Annotated in this window: 23 protein-coding genes and 1 tRNA gene; 10 read left to right on the top strand and 14 right to left on the bottom strand. The window is 66.4% G+C overall.

The features are described 5' to 3' along the window. Positions 1–72: 72 nt before the first annotated feature. Positions 73–894 carry an ABC transporter permease gene (locus F5544_RS33425; RefSeq protein ID WP_167479647.1) on the top strand — a complete coding sequence of 274 codons (822 nt, stop codon included), beginning with the start codon at positions 73–75 and terminating at the stop codon, positions 892–894. After that, positions 891–1,718 (top strand): ABC transporter permease, encoded by an 828-nt coding sequence (locus F5544_RS33420; RefSeq protein ID WP_167476870.1) that lies wholly within the window; start codon positions 891–893, stop codon positions 1,716–1,718. Before F5544_RS33425 ends, F5544_RS33420 begins: the two co-directional genes overlap by 4 nt. Here the strand turns inward: F5544_RS33420 and F5544_RS33415 are convergent. After that, complete coding sequence (locus F5544_RS33415) at positions 1,715–2,575, bottom strand: helix-turn-helix domain-containing protein (protein ID WP_167476869.1); 861 nt, start codon at positions 2,573–2,575, stop codon at positions 1,715–1,717. The genes F5544_RS33420 and F5544_RS33415 overlap by 4 nt on opposite strands. A gap of 185 nt (positions 2,576–2,760) precedes the next feature. Between F5544_RS33415 and lipB the strand changes: the two genes are divergently transcribed. Next, positions 2,761–3,399 carry a lipoyl(octanoyl) transferase LipB gene (lipB, locus tag F5544_RS33410; protein WP_167476868.1) on the top strand — a complete coding sequence of 213 codons (639 nt, stop codon included), beginning with the start codon at positions 2,761–2,763 and terminating at the stop codon, positions 3,397–3,399. 263 nt (positions 3,400–3,662) lie between these two features. Further along, entirely contained in the window at positions 3,663–4,235 is a 573-nt protein-coding gene (locus F5544_RS33405; RefSeq protein ID WP_203217407.1) for a DUF4333 domain-containing protein, read from the top strand. Here F5544_RS33405 and F5544_RS33400 read toward each other — a convergent pair. Further along, on the bottom strand, positions 4,220–4,669 hold the full coding sequence (locus F5544_RS33400; RefSeq protein WP_167476866.1) for a MerR family transcriptional regulator: 450 nt from the start codon (positions 4,667–4,669) through the stop codon (positions 4,220–4,222). The two genes, F5544_RS33405 and F5544_RS33400, sit on opposite strands and share 16 nt — an antisense overlap. A 44-nt stretch (positions 4,670–4,713) precedes the next feature. Here F5544_RS33400 and F5544_RS33395 point away from each other — a divergent pair, with 44 nt between their 5' ends. Next, the gene (locus F5544_RS33395; protein WP_167476865.1) at positions 4,714–5,466 is read left to right on the top strand and encodes an SDR family NAD(P)-dependent oxidoreductase; all 753 of its coding nucleotides are present in this window, start codon (positions 4,714–4,716) and stop codon (positions 5,464–5,466) included. Here F5544_RS33395 and F5544_RS33390 read toward each other — a convergent pair whose 3' ends face one another. Continuing rightward, positions 5,467–5,937, bottom strand: coding sequence for a DoxX family protein (locus F5544_RS33390; protein ID WP_203217406.1), 471 nt, complete (start codon positions 5,935–5,937; stop codon positions 5,467–5,469). A gap of 92 nt (positions 5,938–6,029) precedes the next feature. On the opposite strand from F5544_RS33390, the gene F5544_RS33385 reads away from it, so the two are divergent. Together F5544_RS33385 and F5544_RS33380 are read left to right on the top strand one after the other, a co-directional pair. Next, entirely contained in the window at positions 6,030–6,821 is a 792-nt protein-coding gene (locus tag F5544_RS33385) for an SAM-dependent methyltransferase (RefSeq protein ID WP_238846785.1), read from the top strand. 474 nt (positions 6,822–7,295) lie between these two features. Next, positions 7,296–7,376: transfer RNA gene (locus tag F5544_RS33380), tRNA-Tyr, on the top strand. A 271-nt stretch (positions 7,377–7,647) separates the two neighbouring features. On the opposite strand, the gene F5544_RS33375 is transcribed toward F5544_RS33380, so the two are convergent. The 3 genes from F5544_RS33375 to F5544_RS33365 form a co-directional block, all read right to left on the bottom strand. Further along, on the bottom strand, positions 7,648–8,001 hold the full coding sequence (locus F5544_RS33375; RefSeq protein WP_167476863.1) for a hypothetical protein: 354 nt from the start codon (positions 7,999–8,001) through the stop codon (positions 7,648–7,650). Between the two features lie 80 nt (positions 8,002–8,081). Next, the gene (locus F5544_RS33370; protein ID WP_167476862.1) at positions 8,082–9,020 is read right to left on the bottom strand and encodes a DUF7452 domain-containing protein; all 939 of its coding nucleotides are present in this window, start codon (positions 9,018–9,020) and stop codon (positions 8,082–8,084) included. 203 nt (positions 9,021–9,223) lie between these two features. Next, entirely contained in the window at positions 9,224–9,910 is a 687-nt protein-coding gene (locus F5544_RS33365; RefSeq protein WP_203217405.1) for an AraC family transcriptional regulator, read from the bottom strand. Positions 9,911–10,060: 150 nt separating this feature from the next. Between F5544_RS33365 and F5544_RS33360 the strand changes: the two genes are divergently transcribed. Further along, on the top strand, positions 10,061–11,038 hold the full coding sequence (locus F5544_RS33360) for a zinc-binding dehydrogenase (protein WP_167476860.1): 978 nt from the start codon (positions 10,061–10,063) through the stop codon (positions 11,036–11,038). A 6-nt stretch (positions 11,039–11,044) separates the two neighbouring features. Here F5544_RS33360 and F5544_RS33355 read toward each other — a convergent pair whose 3' ends face one another. Next, complete coding sequence (locus F5544_RS33355) at positions 11,045–12,289, bottom strand: amidohydrolase (RefSeq protein WP_167476859.1); 1,245 nt, start codon at positions 12,287–12,289, stop codon at positions 11,045–11,047. 210 nt (positions 12,290–12,499) lie between these two features. Between F5544_RS33355 and F5544_RS33350 the strand changes: the two genes are divergently transcribed. Further along, a complete protein-coding gene (locus F5544_RS33350; protein ID WP_238846784.1) occupies positions 12,500–13,366 on the top strand; it encodes a universal stress protein in 867 nt (288 codons plus the stop codon). A 241-nt stretch (positions 13,367–13,607) separates the two neighbouring features. Here the strand turns inward: F5544_RS33350 and F5544_RS33345 are convergent, their stop codons facing one another. The 4 genes from F5544_RS33345 to F5544_RS33330 form a co-directional block, all read right to left on the bottom strand. Then, complete coding sequence (locus tag F5544_RS33345) at positions 13,608–13,874, bottom strand: hypothetical protein (protein WP_167476857.1); 267 nt, start codon at positions 13,872–13,874, stop codon at positions 13,608–13,610. Between the two features lie 69 nt (positions 13,875–13,943). Continuing rightward, positions 13,944–14,804, bottom strand: a complete 861-nt coding sequence (locus F5544_RS33340; RefSeq protein ID WP_167476856.1) for a 1-acyl-sn-glycerol-3-phosphate acyltransferase — start codon at positions 14,802–14,804, stop codon at positions 13,944–13,946. Between the two features lie 59 nt (positions 14,805–14,863). After that, on the bottom strand, positions 14,864–15,160 hold the full coding sequence (locus F5544_RS33335) for a ribose-phosphate pyrophosphokinase-like domain-containing protein (protein ID WP_167476855.1): 297 nt from the start codon (positions 15,158–15,160) through the stop codon (positions 14,864–14,866). Positions 15,161–15,366: 206 nt separating this feature from the next. After that, positions 15,367–15,756 carry a pyridoxamine 5'-phosphate oxidase family protein gene (locus F5544_RS33330; protein ID WP_167476854.1) on the bottom strand — a complete coding sequence of 130 codons (390 nt, stop codon included), beginning with the start codon at positions 15,754–15,756 and terminating at the stop codon, positions 15,367–15,369. A 194-nt stretch (positions 15,757–15,950) separates the two neighbouring features. Here F5544_RS33330 and F5544_RS33325 point away from each other — a divergent pair, with 194 nt between their 5' ends. Further along, a complete protein-coding gene (locus F5544_RS33325; RefSeq protein WP_167476853.1) occupies positions 15,951–16,187 on the top strand; it encodes a hypothetical protein in 237 nt (78 codons plus the stop codon). 61 nt (positions 16,188–16,248) lie between these two features. Here F5544_RS33325 and F5544_RS33320 read toward each other — a convergent pair whose 3' ends face one another. From F5544_RS33320 to F5544_RS33310, 3 genes are read right to left on the bottom strand one after another with little or no spacing between them, the layout of a single operon-like run. Next, positions 16,249–17,205: a DoxX family protein gene (locus F5544_RS33320; protein ID WP_167476852.1), complete on the bottom strand. Its 957-nt coding sequence runs from the start codon at positions 17,203–17,205 to the stop codon at positions 16,249–16,251. Positions 17,206–17,240: 35 nt separating this feature from the next. Next, complete coding sequence (locus F5544_RS33315) at positions 17,241–17,396, bottom strand: DUF6131 family protein (RefSeq protein WP_167476851.1); 156 nt, start codon at positions 17,394–17,396, stop codon at positions 17,241–17,243. A 25-nt stretch (positions 17,397–17,421) separates the two neighbouring features. After that, positions 17,422–17,733: a hypothetical protein gene (locus F5544_RS33310; RefSeq protein WP_167476850.1), complete on the bottom strand. Its 312-nt coding sequence runs from the start codon at positions 17,731–17,733 to the stop codon at positions 17,422–17,424. Between the last annotated feature and the right edge of the window lie 5 nt (positions 17,734–17,738).

Genomic DNA, 17,738 nt, shown 5'->3' with positions numbered 1-17,738 from the left:
TCGCCGGATTCCGGCGGGGAAGTCGAGCACCATGGACGGGTGCGGACGAACGGCGGCGGGGTGAGCATCGGGATGCGGGCCGAGGTGCTGGTCGACGCGCCGGCACCGCGCACGGCCACCCTGGCGCAGTGGTGGGTGCTGACGCGCAGGCTGATCCGCCCGTCGCTGCGCAACGGCGAGGTGGTCACCGCGCTGCTCGCGCCGACCGTCTTCACCGTCGGTTTCTATGTCCCGCTGAACCTGGTGATGTCGTTATACGGGCACGGACTCAGTAGCTACGCACAGTTCCTGATGCCGATGATCGTGATGCAGGCGGTGGCGTTCTGCGCCATCTCCGCCTCGTTCCGGGCCGCGGTCGACGCCAGGGACGGGCTGAACCTGCGCTTCGGGTCGCTGCCGATGGCGGCGGTGATCCCGCTCGCCGCCCGGCTGACGGCGGCGCTGTACCGGGCCGGGATCGCATTGGCCGCCGCACTGGTATGCGGCCGGGTGATCGGTTTCCGCTTCTACGGAAGCTGCTGGGACACAGTGGGATTCATCGGGTTCGCGCTGTTGATCGGGTTGGCGCTCTGCTTGGGTGCCGATCTGCTCGGCAGCCTGTCCAAGAGTCCCGAGGCCACGACGCAGGCGCTCATCCTGCCGCAGCTGATACTCGGCATGGTGTCCACCGGATTCGCGCCCGCTCGCCAATTTCCGACGTGGATACAAGGTTTCGCGCGCAACCAGCCGGTATCGCAGTTCGTCTACGGGCTGCGCGCGTTGGCCGGTGATTCCACACCCAATGCGGGCGCGGTGGATTGGCCGATCATGGGCCCGGCGCTGGCCTGGCCACTCGGCCTGGTAGTGGTTTTCGGCGCCGCCGCCGTCGTGGTCTCGCTCAGGAGGTCGGCATGACCGAGGTAGCCGCACCCGCCGAATTCGGCCTGCCCGTGGTGTCCGGCCGCACCGAAACGCTGCGGCTGTTGTTCCCGCAGACGATGATCCAGACCAAGCGGCTGCTGATCCGTTGGTGGCGCGATCCGCTCACCGTCATCCAGTCGCTGGTGTTCCCGGCACTGCTGCTGATCATGCTGAATACCGTGCTGGGACGCCAGATTTCGGCGTTTTCCGGGGCGAGCGCGCTGTACGGGTCGGTGCCGATGGTCGCACTGGTCGGTGTGATGTCCGGGTCGCTGGCCGGTGCGATCACCCTGGGCCGGGAACGCGACGCCGGACTGCTGGCGCGATTCTGGGTGCTTCCGGTGCACCGCGCGTCGGGCCTGGCGGCGCGGATCGTGGCCGAGGGCGTGCGGATCCTCTTGTGCACCATGGTGCTTTTCGTGGTCGGCGTCGCGCTCGGGTTCCGGTTCCGGCAGGGTCTGCTCGCGGGTGTCGCGCTGTTCGGGGTGCCGCTGCTGTTCGGACTCGGCTTCGCGACCATGGTCACCGCGATCGCCGTATTCAGCGCGAAAGCCGCCCTGGTGGAGGCGGTTTCGCTCGGATCATCGATTCTGATGTTCTTCAGCAGCGGATTCGTTCCGCTGCCCGCCTATCCGGGCTGGGCGCGGCCGATCGTGGCGCATCAGCCGATGAGCTATGCCATCGACGCGATGCGCGGGCTCTCGCTCGGCGGTCCGGTACGCGGGCCGCTGCTCGTGACGATCGCCTATTCCCTCGGCGCCATAGTGGTTTTCGCGATTCCGGCAGCGGTAGGGTACGGGCGGGCCAGCCGCACTTAACGCAACCCCTTCGCGGCCTCGATGATCAACTCCATCGAATCGCGCGGGCTCAGCGCCATGGCCCGCAACTGGTCGAACATCACACCGAAGCGCCGGATCTCCGGATGGCCCTCGATCAGCTCGTCACCCGCGATGCCCTCGACGTACACCAGTTCCGGATCGGCCGGATCGTGGAAGTCGAGCAGGGTGAACGCACCGGCCATGCCGGGATGCGCGCCCGCGCTGAACGGCAGGATCTGCAGAATCACGTTCTTGCGCTTGGTGTCCTGGAGCAGGCGGTCCAGCTGGCCGCGCATCACCGTCGGACCGCCGACCACCCGCCTGATGGCCGCCTCGTCCATCACCACCCAGAGTTCGAGCGCGTCCTCCTTGGTCAGCACGCCGGCCCGGTCCATTCTGGCTCGGGCCCGCTGCTCGAGCACCGAGGCCTCCAATTTCGGCATGGCCGTGTCGATTACCGCCATGGCGTATTGCTCGGTTTGCAAAAGCCCTGGGATGAACGTGGTTTCGAAGTGCCGCGCGGACAGCGCCTCGGCTTCGAAATTGATGTACGCCGCGTATACCTCCGACAGGCTGCCCTCGTACGGACGCGACATACCGGGCCTGAGCGCGTCGGTGAGCAGCTGTAGCGCGTCGCCGCGCTGCTGTTCGGTGACGCCGTAGAGGTCGAGCATCGCCATCAGCGTGCGCCGCTGCGGCCTGGCCTGCGCGGTTTCGATGCGATACAGCGTGGTGACGTTGATCCCGGTCTTCCCGCTGACCTCTTCCTTGCTGAGCCCGGCGTGTTCGCGCAGCTCGAACAGCTGCGCCGCCAGCCGGCGCAACCGGACCGTGAGGACGGTGCGCTTACCTGCCATGCCATCAGAGACTATCGCACCGGCCCGGCCGTCATGAGCGGTTCACCTCGCCGTATTCGGACATCCGTGCGGCGTCCGCTTCGGTGTTTCGGACATATCGGCGAATTACGCACTGGGTCAGCGCTATTGGCGATTCGGACGGAGCGGTCCGGTGGTTCGGACGGCGTCGTCGTAAGGTCGGAGGTATGCGCTCGCGGCCGTTGACCCTGCTCCATGACGAACTCGTCGATTACGAGAAGGCGATGGAGCGGATGGTCGCGCTGGTCGATCAGCGCCAACGCGGCGCGCTGCCGGATACGCTGTGGCTGCTCAGCCATTCGCAGGTGTACACCGTCGGCCGCCGCACGCCGGCCGCGCATCTGCCGGATCCGGCCCACGACATTCCGGTGATCGAGACGACCCGCGGCGGGCAGCTCACCTATCACGGACCAGGCCAACTGGTCGGTTATTTGATTGTTCAGCTCGGCCCGGGCGAGGGCGTCGTGGACTATATCCGCGAGGTCGAGCATCGCCTGATCGATGCGCTCGGCATACTCGGCGTCGCGGCCGAGCGCCGGGATACGCCGCCCGGTTCCGAACTGCTCACCGGTGTCTGGACCAGGGTGAGCGGCCGGAAGATCGTATCGATCGGGATGCGGCAGAGCCGCGGTGTCACCAGTCATGGTTTCGCCATGAATGTCGACGGCGATCTGGAGCCCTGGCACTGGGCCGTGGCCTGCGGGCTGCCCGATGTCGATATGACCTCGGTGGCCCGCGAACTGGGCGCGGCGAATATGGACGAGGTGCGGCGCACGGTGGCGGCCGCTTTCGAGGCTTCGGAATAAATCCCGGCCCGGCCGGTATTTTCGGCCGAAATAGTCGGCCAGGGCGGTTGGTTTCGGCGATGTTTCCGCAAATTCGACGGTCAGAAATCGTTTGAGGCGCAAGCATATTGCGATGCGTCGGTTTTCGGCCGACCGTTCACCGGTATCGGAAGAATTTCATCGTGCCGTATGGACAGTGGGGTTACATTCGAATTCCGCCGTCGTCACCGGCGGCAGAAAACGCGGCAACACCGGTGGGCTGTCGCATGTTTCAGGGAGTTCCGATGCGTCGAACCGCGGCAACGGCATTGATGATTCTGACGGTGGCCGGCGCGGCGGGATGCGGCGCGAGCTCCGACTCCTCCGTCAGCAAATCGGATGTGCAATCCCAGGTGAGCGACAAACTCGCGGCGCAGGTGGGGGAGAAGCCGAAATCCGTTACCTGCCCCGGGGATTTGGCGGCGAAGGTCGGCACGGTAATGCGCTGCGATCTGGTCGACAACCAGGGATACGGCTACGGGGTCACCGTCACCGTCACATCGGTCGAGGGTAAGGACGTGAAATTCGATATCAAAGTCGACGATCACGCGAAACCCGGCACCGGTCCGGCGGGCGGCGCCGCGGTATCGAAACCGGATCTGGAATCCGAGGTGCGCGCACAGCTGGCGGCTGAGGTCGGACAGGCGCCGAAGGCGGTGTCCTGCCCGGGTGATCTGCCCGCCCAGGTCGGCACTCAGATGCGCTGCCAGCTGCAGGACGAGGCGGGACGGGTCTACGGCCTCACCGTGACCGTCACGGCCGTGCAGGGCACCGATGTGAAATTCGATATCAAGGTCGACGATCAGCCGTCGAGCTGATCGGCGGGCAGCGGCGCCCAGAGGCGGTCGGCGTCGCCCGCGACGAGTCTGCCGCGGTAGATGTCGATCTTGTGCTCGATGAGCGTCAGATTATCTTGCAGCTCAGCTATTTTGGCGATCACTGCGGCCCGGTGCGCCTCCATCAGCTCCAGCCGCTGCGCCTCGTTGCCGCGGCCCGCGGTGACGAGTTCGGCGTAGCGCCGGATGTCCTTGATTGGCATGCCGGTGGCGCGCAGCCGGGTGCAGATGGTGATCCACTCCAGGTCGAGCCGACGGTAGCGGCGCCTGCCGCCCGCCGTCCGATCGATCTCGGTGACGACCAGGCCCGCACGCTCGTAATAGCGCAGGGTGTGCACGCTGACCCCGGTGCGGTGGGCGGCCTCGGCGATGCTGAGGCCTTCGGCGGGAATCGGCTGCTGCTTGACTTCGAGCACGCTCTAAATCCTAGCGTCATGGCGAACCTGCACTAGGAGATGAAATGAACTCAGTGAAATCCGCTCTCATCACCGGCGCGACCGGCGGCCTCGGGTATGCCATGGCGGTTGCGTTGGCGGACAACGGAATTCGCGTCGCGGTGACCGGGCGCGATCCCGAGCGGGCCCGCGCTGTCGCCGAAAAACTGCCGGGCGCAATCGGATTGGGTATGGATGTGCGGGACGAGGCGTCGGTGGCGGCGGCCGTCGACGAGGCTTGGGAGCGGTTCGGCAGTATCGATATGCTCGTCAACAACGCCGGAATAGGCATGCGGACAATAGATCCCGGATTCCTGGTCCGGCCGCACGGGTTCTGGAATATCGCGCCCGCGGCCTTCCGGGATCTGGTGGAGACCAATCTGACCGGCTACTTCCTGGTGGCGCGGGAGATGACGCCGCGCATGCTCGCGGCGGGGGCCGGGCGGATCGTGAACGTGTCGGTCAACCACATGTCGATGCTCCGGGCCGGATTCGCGCCGTACGGACCGTCGCGGGCCGGGACCGAATCGCTGTCGCGGATCATGGCGGCCGAACTCGCCGACACCCCGGTCCGGGTCAATATCCTGTTGCCGGGCCGTGCGACTCGCACCGGCATGTTCCCGGACGAGGTGCCCGACGGGCTGCCGGTGCTGGAACCGGAGGTGATGGGACCGCCCATCGTCTGGCTGGCCTCCGCTGCGGCCGCCGAGGTGCACAACGAGCGGATCATCGCGATGTCGTTCGAGGAGTGGCTCGCGGAATACCAACGGGTTTCGTGATCAATGCCAGCCGGCGAAGCGGCCGACCGCGAGGAAGGCCGCCACGGCGATCAAGGTGAAATTGATCGGGAGCACCTGGTATTCGCCGCGCCGGAAATGTAAAGTCGCGGCGCCGCACTGCAATGCGGCCAGGCAGGTGGCGGCGATCGGGGTGAATATCGCGGCGATACCCGTGGCCTGCGGCAGGACGACACCGGCCGCGCCGAGTATCTCCGCACCGCCGATCGCCTTGATCGCCGGTGCCGAAAAGGCCGCTACACCACCGAATTTCGGGTTCTCGGCCAATTTTTCCTTCGGCGTCATCAGCGCCATCGTGCCCGCGGGCACATAGATGATCGCCAGTACGCCTGCCGCGATCCACAATGCGAGGTTCATGATGCCCTTTTCGATCAGCGGTTTACCGACACTGCGCGCCGGTTGATTCGGACCCCAGTGTGCGACCAGCGGTTGGTTTTTCGCGTCCGTTTCCATCCGACGCGATGAAGGCGGTCCTGTCGCCCGCACGGTTCCGTTCGAGCAGCACAGGCGGCTTGTTAGGATCGGCGCAGATGGCAGGAGGTGCGGTGTCGAACAGCGGACGCGCGCCCCGCGGGGTCGATCCATACAAGCCGAACTCGGCGCGGGCATACAACTACATGCTCGGCGGCAAGGACAATTACGAGGCGGACCAGGAGTACGCCCGTCGTGTGCTGGCGGTCGCGCCCGATTCCCGAATTCTGGCACAGGCGAGCCGCGGCTTTCTGATCAAGGGCGTTCGCACGGCGGCCGAGGCGGGCGTGCGCCAGTTCATCGATCTCGGCGCGGGCATTCCGATCTCGCCGAACGTGTACGAGATCGCGCAGGGGCGCGACCCGTCCGCGCAGATCGTGTGCGTCGACAACGACCCGGTCGTATACATGCACTGCACCGCGTCGCTGTCCGGATTGCCCGGTGTCACACCGATACTCGCGGACGTCCGCGATCCCGGTGAGCTCATCGAGCGATTGCGCGACGACGAACTGATCGATTTCGACAAGCCGGTCGCGGTGCTGATGGTCGGCGTTCTGCACTTCGTGATGGATGCCGCGGACCCGGCCGGGATCATCGCCCGCTTCCGCGACGAGATGGTGCCGGGCAGCTATTTCGTGGTCACTCATGTCTCCGACGAATCCGACCCCATATTCGTCGAACAGGCCAGGGCCGCCATCGAGGACAGCCCGATACAGGTCACGTACCGCTCCAGGAACGAGCTGACAAGCTACCTGGACGGATTCGAAATCCTCGACCCCGGTGTGGTTCGCATCCAGGAATGGCTCGACGATCCCGACTTCACCTCCCGCGCGGTGATAATCGGCTGCGTCTGTCGCAGGCCTTAGGCGGATCTACTCATCGGTCGCCGCACCGAACCCCATCCGGGCACGGGGTCGAGCGCAAGTTCCCGTGCACCGACACAGGACCCGTTGGCGGGCTTTGGCTTGGGGGCAGCGGTCCGATAACCGGTAGTAGGCGGGGCATGCAGCAGAGCGGACCCGGGTCAGGCTCGTTGAATTCGAATGCCATCAATCCGCCGATGACAATGGACAGTGCCGCAGCCACACCAACTATCGGGCGTACCAGCCTCAGCCGTTCTCGCCGTACGTTCATCTCGCAGTCCCGCCCTCGCCCTGTATCGGCTGAATCGCGCTGTTGGTCAACGTGTTACGCCGAAAATGAGTTGAACCGGTAACCGGGCTCCGGCACTATGACAACTAGTTGTGGGACTACAGGTACCGAGGGGAGATCGGATATGCGATATATCGGTTCTCATCCGCTCGACCGGTCGCGCTGAAACGCCGCGCCGTCGAGTACCAGGGGCGGCGCCGACGTGGGAGAGTCGGGCTCGGCTGTAAACCGAGTGCGTGTCTGAGCGGGTTCGAATCCCGCCCGCCCCACCCGATCGAAGGCGTGTCCTGCTCGGCGGGCACGCCTTCGCGGGGTTCGATCATCGTCGTGTTTTGTGGGGGCCGAGCCCCCACGCCCCCGGCCGGGGGCGAGCCCCCGGACCCCGGCCCGGTGGTCACCTTGTGCGGTGACGTCACCTTCCGACGTGTTCTGGTTGTGAAGCGTTAGGCCCATCGATCGAGGGCGTGGACGTCTTACGATGCGGCAGTGGGCGGTCGACGGAAAACCGTCGACCGCCCACTGTTATCCGTGCCGTGCTGGTCAGCCGGGGATCTGTGCGCCGATCGCGCTGCCGACGCCCGCGCCGATGGCGCCACCGATGACGCCGCCGGCTACCGCGCCCGCTCCGACACCGACGATCGCCCCGACGGGGCAAACGGGTGCCGTGACCGCGCATGCGAAGGCGCCACCGGCTACGGCGCCGACTCCGACGCCGACGACCGTGCCGACGACGGCTCCGACCTGCCCGCCGGCGAGGGCCTGGGTCTGACCGGCCGCGACGGTCTGAACGGGTTGCGGCTCAGGGGCATTGGGGGTGGCGGCTGCGGCGACCCCCGCCCCCGCCCCGGTGAGGGCTGCGGCGATGACGGCTGTGGCGGCTAACTTGCGGACCATAGTTGTACTCCTGGTGTCTAGCGAGGTGAGGAGCGTACCGCCGAATACGGGTGCAATGGAAACGATTGCACCCCACCGCATCACGTCGGATTCACGACCAGCACATGGAATGCCGCCATCGGCGGGATGGCGTTGCGTTCCGGCAGGAGATTGGAATTCTTGTTCACCAGGGTGATGGTTTCCACGGTGCCCTGCTGCACATATTGGCTGAAGGCGCCCGCCTGGTTGAAGACAACCCATTTGCCGAGGCTCGGCGCATAGCGAACGCCGTAGTAGGACGGGAAGAACACCCCGCCGGTCGGTCCGGGCGCATCGGCGCTTTCCCATACCGGCGTCACGAACACCAGGCGATCGGGGTAACCGTCACAGTATTCGTGCGTCAGGTAGGAGAAATTACTCCAGCTGTTGATCGGTTGCGCGATGTGCACGAATCCGGCGTAACTGCCGAAAGATGGTCCGGTGCGCGAGAATACCTTGACGTTGAAGGCCAGATTGTCCTCCATCGGGTGCATATCCTGATTGAAGATGGCCCACTTGGACCGGACCGGGTCGTACCACACGCCGATCGGATGGTACTGCCGCGTGACACCGGTGGCTCCGGGGTTCAGACAGGCATTCACCAGCAGCAACGCATCGGGATTGTGGTCGGTCAGGTCGTGGTCGATATACGTGACGTTCCGGTTCGTCACGGCCGGATCCGAAGTCCGCGTCTTGACGACGAACGCGTTCGGATCACCGAGTGTATACAGCACATTGAAGGCCGAGCCGATCTCCATCTGGTTGCCCGAGGCGTTGTAAACGCACCAGCATCGCGGCCCGGAATCCCAGAAGATGCTCGGCAGGTCATCGACGTAGAGGCCGCCCGGCCCGTGCGAATCCCATGCCGCGGTGGCGAATACGACGGCATCGGGATCCTGCGGGGCGTATTCGATGATGTCGGTGCGGTCTCCGTAATACGATCTCGACCGCGGATTGGTGACGTGCCGCGAATGCCAGAAAACGGCCTGTTGTACAGGCATTTCTTTCTCCCATCGAACTTTGTTGCGGAAGCGGGAAGGTCGATCACCACGGTTGAGCGAGCGGTGAAAGCCCCGGTGACACAAGGAGCTTCGATGTCGAGCTTCGTCGGCAACGCCGTTGTGGGCCGACGTGTTCGGCCGAGAATGAAGCAAATGCATTGATACCCAATGATCTTCTGTTCGAAACCATCGGGATGGCGCGTTCAGCGCGTCGGTTGCGCGGAGGCGCGGTGGCGGCCTGGGGTGGTGCCGATGATGTTGGTGAAGGCCGTGATGAAGTTGCTCGGATTCGACCAGCCGCAGGCGTTGGCGACGCGGATGGTGTCGTGGCCGTCGGCGAGCAGGACGAGTGCGTGGTGGATGCGCAGTTGGGTGCGCCACTCGTAGAAGGTCATGCCGAGTTCGTCGTGGAACAGGCGGCTGAGTGTGCGTGCGCTGGCTCCGGTTTTTCGCCCGAGCTCGGCCAACGATGTGTTGTCCCCTGGGTTTTCGTGCAGCGCCCGCGCGATGGCCTGTAAACGGTCGTCGCGTGGTTGCGGCAGTTGTAGTGGCTGCTCATGTGCTTCGTGGAGTTCGTCGACGAGGACTCGATGCATGCGGGTGCGTGCCGCGCGATCGTAATCCCGTGTGCCCGTGAGGGATAACAGGATTTCGCGGGCGAGGCCGGAGGCCAGGAATACGGCGGGCCGGTCCGGTACGAGCCGGGCCAGCGCGGCCGACAGGAAGACGATCCGCATATCGGTATTGCCGTGCGCGCGGTGGTAGTGCATGAAACCCGCCGGGGTCCAGGCGATTCGATTGGCGGGGACGACCGAGGTGCCGCGTTCGGTATTGACCGCCAATACGCCGCGGGCCGCGTACACCAAATGCCCGCGCGGATGCGAATGCATCGAACTCGTTCCCCCCGAAGGCCACAGGTGCGCCCCGGCGGAGGGCAGCAGCCGCGACGTCGGACCGGGCGCGGGAGCTTGGCGGCCAATAGGCATAAGTTGGCATTCTATCGGTAGTCGGCCGCGCCGGTTTCCGGCGACAGTTGACGCATGAACACAACGATGCGAGCAGCGGTCTGTGTCCGGGCGGGTGGCCCGGAGGTGCTGGAGATCCGGGAGCTGCCGGTGCCCGCCGTGCGGAAGGGCTGGAGTCTGGTACAGGTGAAGGGCGCCGGCCTGAACCGGTCGGAGCTGCGGACCCGGCAGGGACATTCGCCGAATGTGCGGTTCCCGCGGGTGCTCGGGATCGAATGCGTCGGAATCGTCGCGGCCGCAACCGATCCCGCCATGCCGGAGGGGACGGTCGTCGCGGCGGTGATGGGTGAGATGGGCCGGGCGTTCGACGGCGGATACGCGGAATACGCGCTGCTGCCGAATTCGCTGCTGATGCCGGTCGCCACCACGCTGCCGTGGGATGTCCTGGCCGCACTGCCCGAGACGTACCTGACCGCGCGAGGTTCGTTGGACGCGTTGGGAATCGGTTCGGGCGACCGGCTGCTGATCCGCGGCGGAACCTCCTCGGTGGGTATGGCCGCCGCATCGATCGCGATCGGCCACGGCGTCGAGGTCGCCGTTACGACCCGGCAGCACAACAGGATCGCCGCGCTGACCGCGGCCGGGGTCGATCACGTGCTGATCGACGACGGCGGGTCGCTGGACGCGAGCGTGCGCGCCGTATGGCCCGATGGCCCGGACCATGTGCTGGATCTGGTCGGGGCGCGCACGGCGGTGGATTCGCTGCACCTGGTCCGCCGGGGCGGAACGGTGTGCGTATCGGGTTCGCTGAGCGGCTGGCTGATCTCGGACTTCGAACCGATCGCGATGATCCCGTCCGGAACCAGGCTCACCACCTTCCACAGCAACGATCTCGCGGGCGGCACCGCCGTATTGCGGCGGATCGTCGACGAGGTCGAGGCGGGCGTCTATCGCCCCAACGTCGACCGCGTCTTCGGCCTGGACGAAATCGCCGCGGCGCACGAATACATGGAGAACGACGCGGCCATCGGAAAAGTCGTGATGGTGCCCTAGCCTAGCCTAGCCCAGCCAGGCCAGCGCCGCCGTCGCCATCGCGACGCAGCCGGTATCGAGCGTCGGCTGGATGAGCGGTGCGAAATTCGGGCTGTGGTTGGACGGAATATCCTGCGCCACACGCCCTTTCGCGAACGCTTCGGCGAATGCCGCCGGGTCGGCCCCGCCGAAGAACCAGTAGACGATCGGCACGTCGATCGCGGTGGCGAGCGTCCCGGCGTCCTCACTGGCCATGACCGGTGTCGGTAGCTCGAACACCTTGTCGCCCAACGCATCACGCAGGGCGGCCGCGGTCTTGGCGGTGGCGTCGGGGTCGTTGTGCAGCACCGGGAACGAATCGATGACGGTGATCTCCGGATCCTTCGGCGCGCCGGAGGCGGCGGCCTCGGCCTCGATGATCCGCCGGATCGCGTCGAGTATGTGGGTGCGGGTATTCGCGTCGTAGGAGCGGATGTTGAGCAGCAGCTCGGCCTCGTCGGGAATGATGTTGGCTTTCGTACCCGCCCGGATCGAGCCGACGGTGACCACGGCGGGCTCGTTTCCGGCGACCTCTCGGGAACGCACGGTCTGCAGCCGCATGACGGTGGCGGCGGCCATGACCACCGGATCGATCGTGGTCTCCGGCCGCGAGCCGTGCCCGCCCCTGCCGAACAGCCGCACCTTCCACGCGTCGGCCGCCGAATAGGTGTCGCCCGCGCGATAGGCGACCGTACCCGCGGGGAACGGCCCGACATGTTGTGCCAGCACGATATCCGGCTTCGGGACGCGCTCGTAGAGGCCGTCGTCGACCATCGCCTGCGCCCCGCTGCCGACCTCCTCGGCGGGCTGGAACACCGCGACGACCGTGCCGGACCAGGTGTCCTTGTTCCGGTCGAGTATGCCGAGCGCGCCGAGCAGGCACACGATGTGCATATCGTGGCCGCAGGCGTGCATGACCGGAACCTCGTTGCCGTCCGGATCGGTTCCGGTCGCGGTGCTCGCGTATGGCAGCCCGGTTTGTTCCCGGACCGGCAGCGCGTCGATATCGGCGCGCAGCAGCACCACCGGGCCCGCCCCGTTCTCCAGCACGCCGACGACGCCGGTGCGGCCGACGCCGCCGATCACCCGCAGCCCCAGCGCCGTCAGCTGTTCGGCGATCTTGCCCGCCGTGCGGGTTTCGGCGAAGGACAGCTCGGGATGGGTGTGCAGATCCTTGTACAGGAATTCCAGCGCCTCGCGTGCCTGCGGGTCGAGTTCCGCGGTCGAGCCCATGTGCATCCCCTTCGTCGCCGGATTCATCCCTTTCCCGGCCAACGCTAGCAGCGCGCGAGCCCGGCTTCGACAGTGTGCTTTCGGCCCGTGCGTTCGGGACCAATGACCGGAGCGCCGAGCCGTCACGCCTTTCTAATCTGCTGGTAATTCGAATCGAAGGGATGCCGCGCCATGTCCGTTCGGACCACAGACGACCGGTCTGGATCCGCCTTGTCGCCTGTCGTGGTCGGGGTGGACGGCACCGAGGGTTCGCTGCCCGCCGTGCGCTGGGCGGCCGCCACGGCGGCGCGCGGCGGCCGGGAGTTGCTGATCACGCACGGTCTCGACCTGAGCGCGGTCCATGCCGCGCTCGGCAACTACGCCACGACCGCGCCCGCGCTCATCGCCGAATTACGTTCGCGTGGCGCCGAATTCGTTGCCGATGCGCGGGGAATCGCGCTGGCGGCGGAGCCGTCGATCGCGGTGCGCACCGAGGTTTCGGACGCGAAACCGGCCGAATTGCTGATCAGGTATTCCGCGGGCGCGCATCCGACGGTTCTCGGCGTGACACCCGGGATCGGAACGCTGCTGCATCTGGGCTCCACGCTGCTCGCCGTGGTTTCGCACGGCCACGGCGACATCGTGGTGGTGCGCGGCGCGATCGAACGCGACGGACCCGTCGTGGTCGGGGTCGACGGCAGCGCGGTCGGCGAGGCCGCCCTCGCGGCGGCGTTCCGCGAGGCGTCCGAGCGGCGGGCCGAGCTGGTGGCCGTGCACATCTGGAGCGATGTCGACCTGGCCGAATTCTCCGGCTACTCCTTCCTCGACGTGCCGCCCGAGTCCATGGCCGACGCCGAAAAGTCGCTGCTGACAACGCGGCTCGCCGATTGGTGCGCGAAATATCCGGAGGTGCCGGTGACGTGCGAGGTGTATCCGTTCGACGCCGCGCACCGGCTGACGGAGTGGTCGAAGTCGGCGGGACTGCTCGTCGTCGGCAGCAGGGGACGCGGCGGTTTCCGTGGCATGCTGCTCGGCTCGACCAGCAATTCCCTTGTACAGCAAGCATTCTGCCCCGTCATGGTGGTGCACCCGGATTAGGAGTCAGGAAGATGTCGTATCCAGCGGACCCGTTCGCGGTATTCCCGGCCGAACTCCGCGACATCCTGTTCGGCGTCAACGTCGGCCCGTTCGAGGACCCGAGCTGACCCCGCCCCGGCGGCCGTGCGGCCGAATGCGCGCGGCTACACCATTTTCGGCGGGCGGCTCGAAAGCGCCCGCGGTTTTCCCGCTGCCGCGATGGCGAAGAAGCGCGCGGGCGATACCGCGATCGGGATCGAATTCAGGCCTGGGCGAAGGAGATAGCGGTCGAGGTGGAACGCCGGGTACGGTGATTCGCCTCGGCCAGTAGCACCTTGCGGATTTTGTCGTCCAGGGTGTCTATCGCCGCGCTCGGAGACAAGGCGTTGGTGACGGTCAGTGCCGGGAATTCGACGCTGAACGCGAGATAGGCCGAGTCGAGCGGCGACCAGCACACGTCGAACCAGACGCCGAGCAGTTGGCGTTCGATCTCGTCGAGTAGAGCTCGGGAATGCCTCTTGCTGTTCATACTTGCGACGTTGCCCGATGCGGTGCGAAGGAAACGGATCGCGAAGACACTCTTTGGTTCCGAGTGCGGTCAGCCCAGGATGGGGAATCGGCGTTCGGCGGCCAATCGAGTCAACGCGTCTTGCATCACACCGGTGATGTGCCGGTAACCGCGGTCGATATCGAGTTCGGGGCCGAGGAGGGCGTGCAGGTCGATCGGCGGCAGGAATTCGACGACGACCTTGGCCGGCAACGGAATGTGCCCCGCGAGATCACCGATGTCAAGACCCCACGGCAGCGCCAGCGAAATCGGGAAAACCTTCAGCCGCAACATCTTGTCCAGGCGCAGCGCCCGCGCCAAGCGGTCGCCGCGGGCCAGGATCAGTTCGCTCTCCTGCGCACCGATATTGACCATCGGCACGATCGGCACCCGCTCCGCCCACGCGAGCCGGAGAAATCCGGTGCGCCCGTTGAATTCGACCCGATCCTCCTCCCAGGTCGGCCGGTGCACCTCCCAATCGCCGCCCGGATACACCAGCACGGCCGCGCCCGCGCGCAGCGCGGCGGCGGCGATCGCCGGCTCGGCCGCCACCGTGCCGAGGCGGCGCAGGAACGTGCCGACGAACGGATAGGCCATCACCAGATTGTGCGCGAGCTGATAGAACGGCCGGTGCGGGCCGAAGCGGCGGACGAAGGCGAGGCTGCTGATCAGCACCTCCGGCGAGACGTTGCCGCCGGAGTGGTTGCCCACCAGCAGGACCGGCCCGTCGCCCGGAATGTTGTCGATGCCGCGCACCTCGGCGCGGAAGTAGGTCCGGACCAGCAGCCAGGCCGGACCCGCTGTGCCGGAGATGAACTCGGGATCGCGGTCACCGAGATCGGCCGCGGGCACCAGCGACCGCACCTCTCCGGCCACCCAGTCGATGATGCCGTCGACCGAACGCGATGCCATCCGTCCGAGTCGATCTATTCCGCATGCCATGGTTTTCCGCGTACCCGTATCCATCGATTTCACCCGTGCGCCCGGCATATTCGATATGGGCGGCTCACGCGGTGGTGAGCGGCAGGCCGACCGGCTGATCGTTGTGCAGCCGGGAGCAACAGCTCGACGAGATGGTCGTTTACCGGCGGCGAGGTCGGCTGGATCACGAATACGTCGGCGCCGCCGACATGTTCGACCACCGGGCACAGCTCGCCGTCCGGAAACCGTTCCAGCGCACCGGCGACCGGACCGGCCTCGAGCCGGTCGGCGATGGCGGCGGCCAGCCCCGGGTTGGCGCTTCCGGAAACGATATGCAGCGAGTTCATGGATCAAGCCTGCGCCGGTGCCGGGACCGGGGGCAGGTCCGGTTGTCGTCGGTTCCAGAGCCGTTGGTCCCGTGGGGCGTTCATCGCGTCGACGGCGGGGTGATCAGGCCGTAGACCTGCGGTATGAAATGTGAAAGATCTTGGGGCCGCGGGTAATTGATGATCATCGTCGGTTCGCTCGAGACAACCCGCCAGCTGCGTCGAGCTCAGTCCGCCGCGCGCGGCAGGGTGCTCGATACCAGTTCGATGCCCGCGACGAACTCGCACGATATCCGGATCACCTGATCGTGCGGCAGTGGAATCAGGCGGTTTAGGAGGGACTGGTAGCGCTCGATTTCGGCGGGGTCGGTGACGGGGCCCGCCAGACCGGTCACCGTCACCAGCCAGCCGAGCCGGGTGGTGGGATCGATCTCGTCGGCCGCGTAGGTGACCACCTGTTCGTGGCCGCGCGGCAGGACGCTGCCGAGCTGACCGTGGATGACCACCCTGTCGTCGTCGACGAGGTGATACATCGGGCGCACCGCGGGTAACGCGTTCTCCGTGAAGACCACCCGGCCGAACGGAGCGCCCGCGAGCCAGCGTAGCGACTCGGGCATGCTGAGCTCCTGCACACGGGGCAGCCCATTCTCTATCACCTAGCGAGTGTTGCCGAAGATCTGCCGGGTAAACATCGACCTAAGTCCACGACAGCGGTGACCAAAGTCCTCGCGCCGACGCCGGTACCGTTGCTATTGTTTTCCGAGTCCAAAAGCGCGGCTCCGGATCTGGATGCCAGATGTTGGAGGCTTCGATGAGCAATTCTGCCGGTGGTAGGCGCGCCGCCGCGGACAGCTCCCCTTCGAACGGCGAGAAGCGGGTAACGCGTGTGCTTTTCATCGAGCACGCGGATGCCGCCGACGTCCTGGGACCCGAATTGACGCGTGATCTGCTCGATTCGGGGTTGCGGGCGCACGGGGTGCGCGAGTTGGTTTTCACCGCCGACGGCGTCGAACCGTGCGATGCCGAAAGGCCGGATCACCCGAGCTGACCCGGCACACACCGAGATCCACTGCCGCCTCGAGCTGTGCGGCAGTGGATTCCACGGACGGCTATCCGAACCGGTGACGTGCGGTGTCGGCGAGTTCGGTACCGCGATGCTCCGCGATATCGGCCCAGCGGTAACCGTATTCCTTTGCGGTGTCGGCCAATTCGGCACCGCGCTCGCGTGCGGTGCCTGCGCGGTGCTTGGCGGTTCGCGAGATCCGGGCGCCGCGGCGTCGCGCGGTGTCGGCGATCTCGGCGCCGCGGTCCTTGAGGGTGTCCGCGACGACCGGGCCGCGTTCCCGCGCGAGCTCGGCGAGGTGGGCGGCGACCTCGGCCCAGTGGGCGCCATATTCCTTTGCGGTGTCGGCGATTTCGGCACCGCGCTCCTTGGCCGCCTCGGCGAGTTCCGGGCCGTGCTCGCGCACGGTGTCCGCCAGTTCGGCGGCCTCGTCGCGCGCCCGCTCGGCCAGGGTGCGGCCGAGTTCCGCGGCGTCGTGCGCCCGGCGGCGGACGGCGCCCTCGTCGGGGGACAGTGCGCCGATCGGCAGCGTGGACGAAATCGTCTGTGCCGCATTGCGAGCCGCACGCTTACCGCGCCAGCCGAGCGACGGCTTGCCCTCGGTGTCGGCCGCGGCGATCATCAGTCCGCCGAGCAGCCCGGCGTCCTTCAGGAATGCCGAGCGTTTGGCGGTCCGGCGCTCCGGGTCGTCCTCGGCCCAGAAATCCTGTTCGGTGACGAGCACCGGCACCACGGCCGCGGCCAGGATCAGCGCGCCGAATCGCGGCGCCTTCCCGAGCGCGAGGAGCACCCCGCCCGCGACCTGACCCGCCGCGGTGATCCGCACCAGTTGGGTCGGGTCCGCGGGCAGTTTGGTCGCGACCGAATCCGGCAAACTGCGCTGGCCCTGCTGTACCAGGGCGGCCGTACTCTTGGCGCGCGGTTCCGGATGGATCAGCGTATCCAACCCGTCGACGATGAAATTGGTCGCCAGCAGGGGACGGGCAATTCTGCGCAGCAGCATTTTCTACTCCATGGTGGGGTTGAACTCCGTGGCGGTCAGTAATAGTGACGGCGGCCGGCGATCGGGCTGCCCAGCGTGCCGATCAGCGCCAGCGCGGCGCCGATGACGAGCAGAATTATTCCGACGGTGGTCAGCAGCGGAATGCCGATCAGATATCCGACGATCAGCAATACGAGTCCGAGAATGATCATTGTGCTTTTCCAAGTGCCTTCGTAGTTATTTCGACGGTGCGGCGTTCGCCGGCCGGGCCGGTGTCATCTTGCGCCGGGTTTCGCGGAGTTCGCGCCTGGTGGCGGCGTGTCCCCGGGCCGACCGCCAGGATCCGCCGAGCATGAGACTCAGCCCGAACATCCCGATCGCGCCGACCACGACACCGCTGAGGAACAGCATGCCGGTGGAGCCGCTGAAATGGTGCTGGAACACCGTGAAATCATTCGGTAGCGCATGTGCCGCACCGATATTCGCGCTCACCGCGGCAACTCCGACGACCACCGCGGCTATGAGTAGAAGCAATCCGATGACGATCATGGCAA

The sequence above is a fragment of the Nocardia arthritidis genome (assembly GCF_011801145.1).
GTDB classification, from domain to species: Bacteria; Actinomycetota; Actinomycetes; order Mycobacteriales; family Mycobacteriaceae; genus Nocardia; species Nocardia arthritidis_A.
The sequence above is the reverse complement of the archived record's forward strand: the minus strand, read 5'-3'. Positions and strand labels throughout refer to the sequence as shown.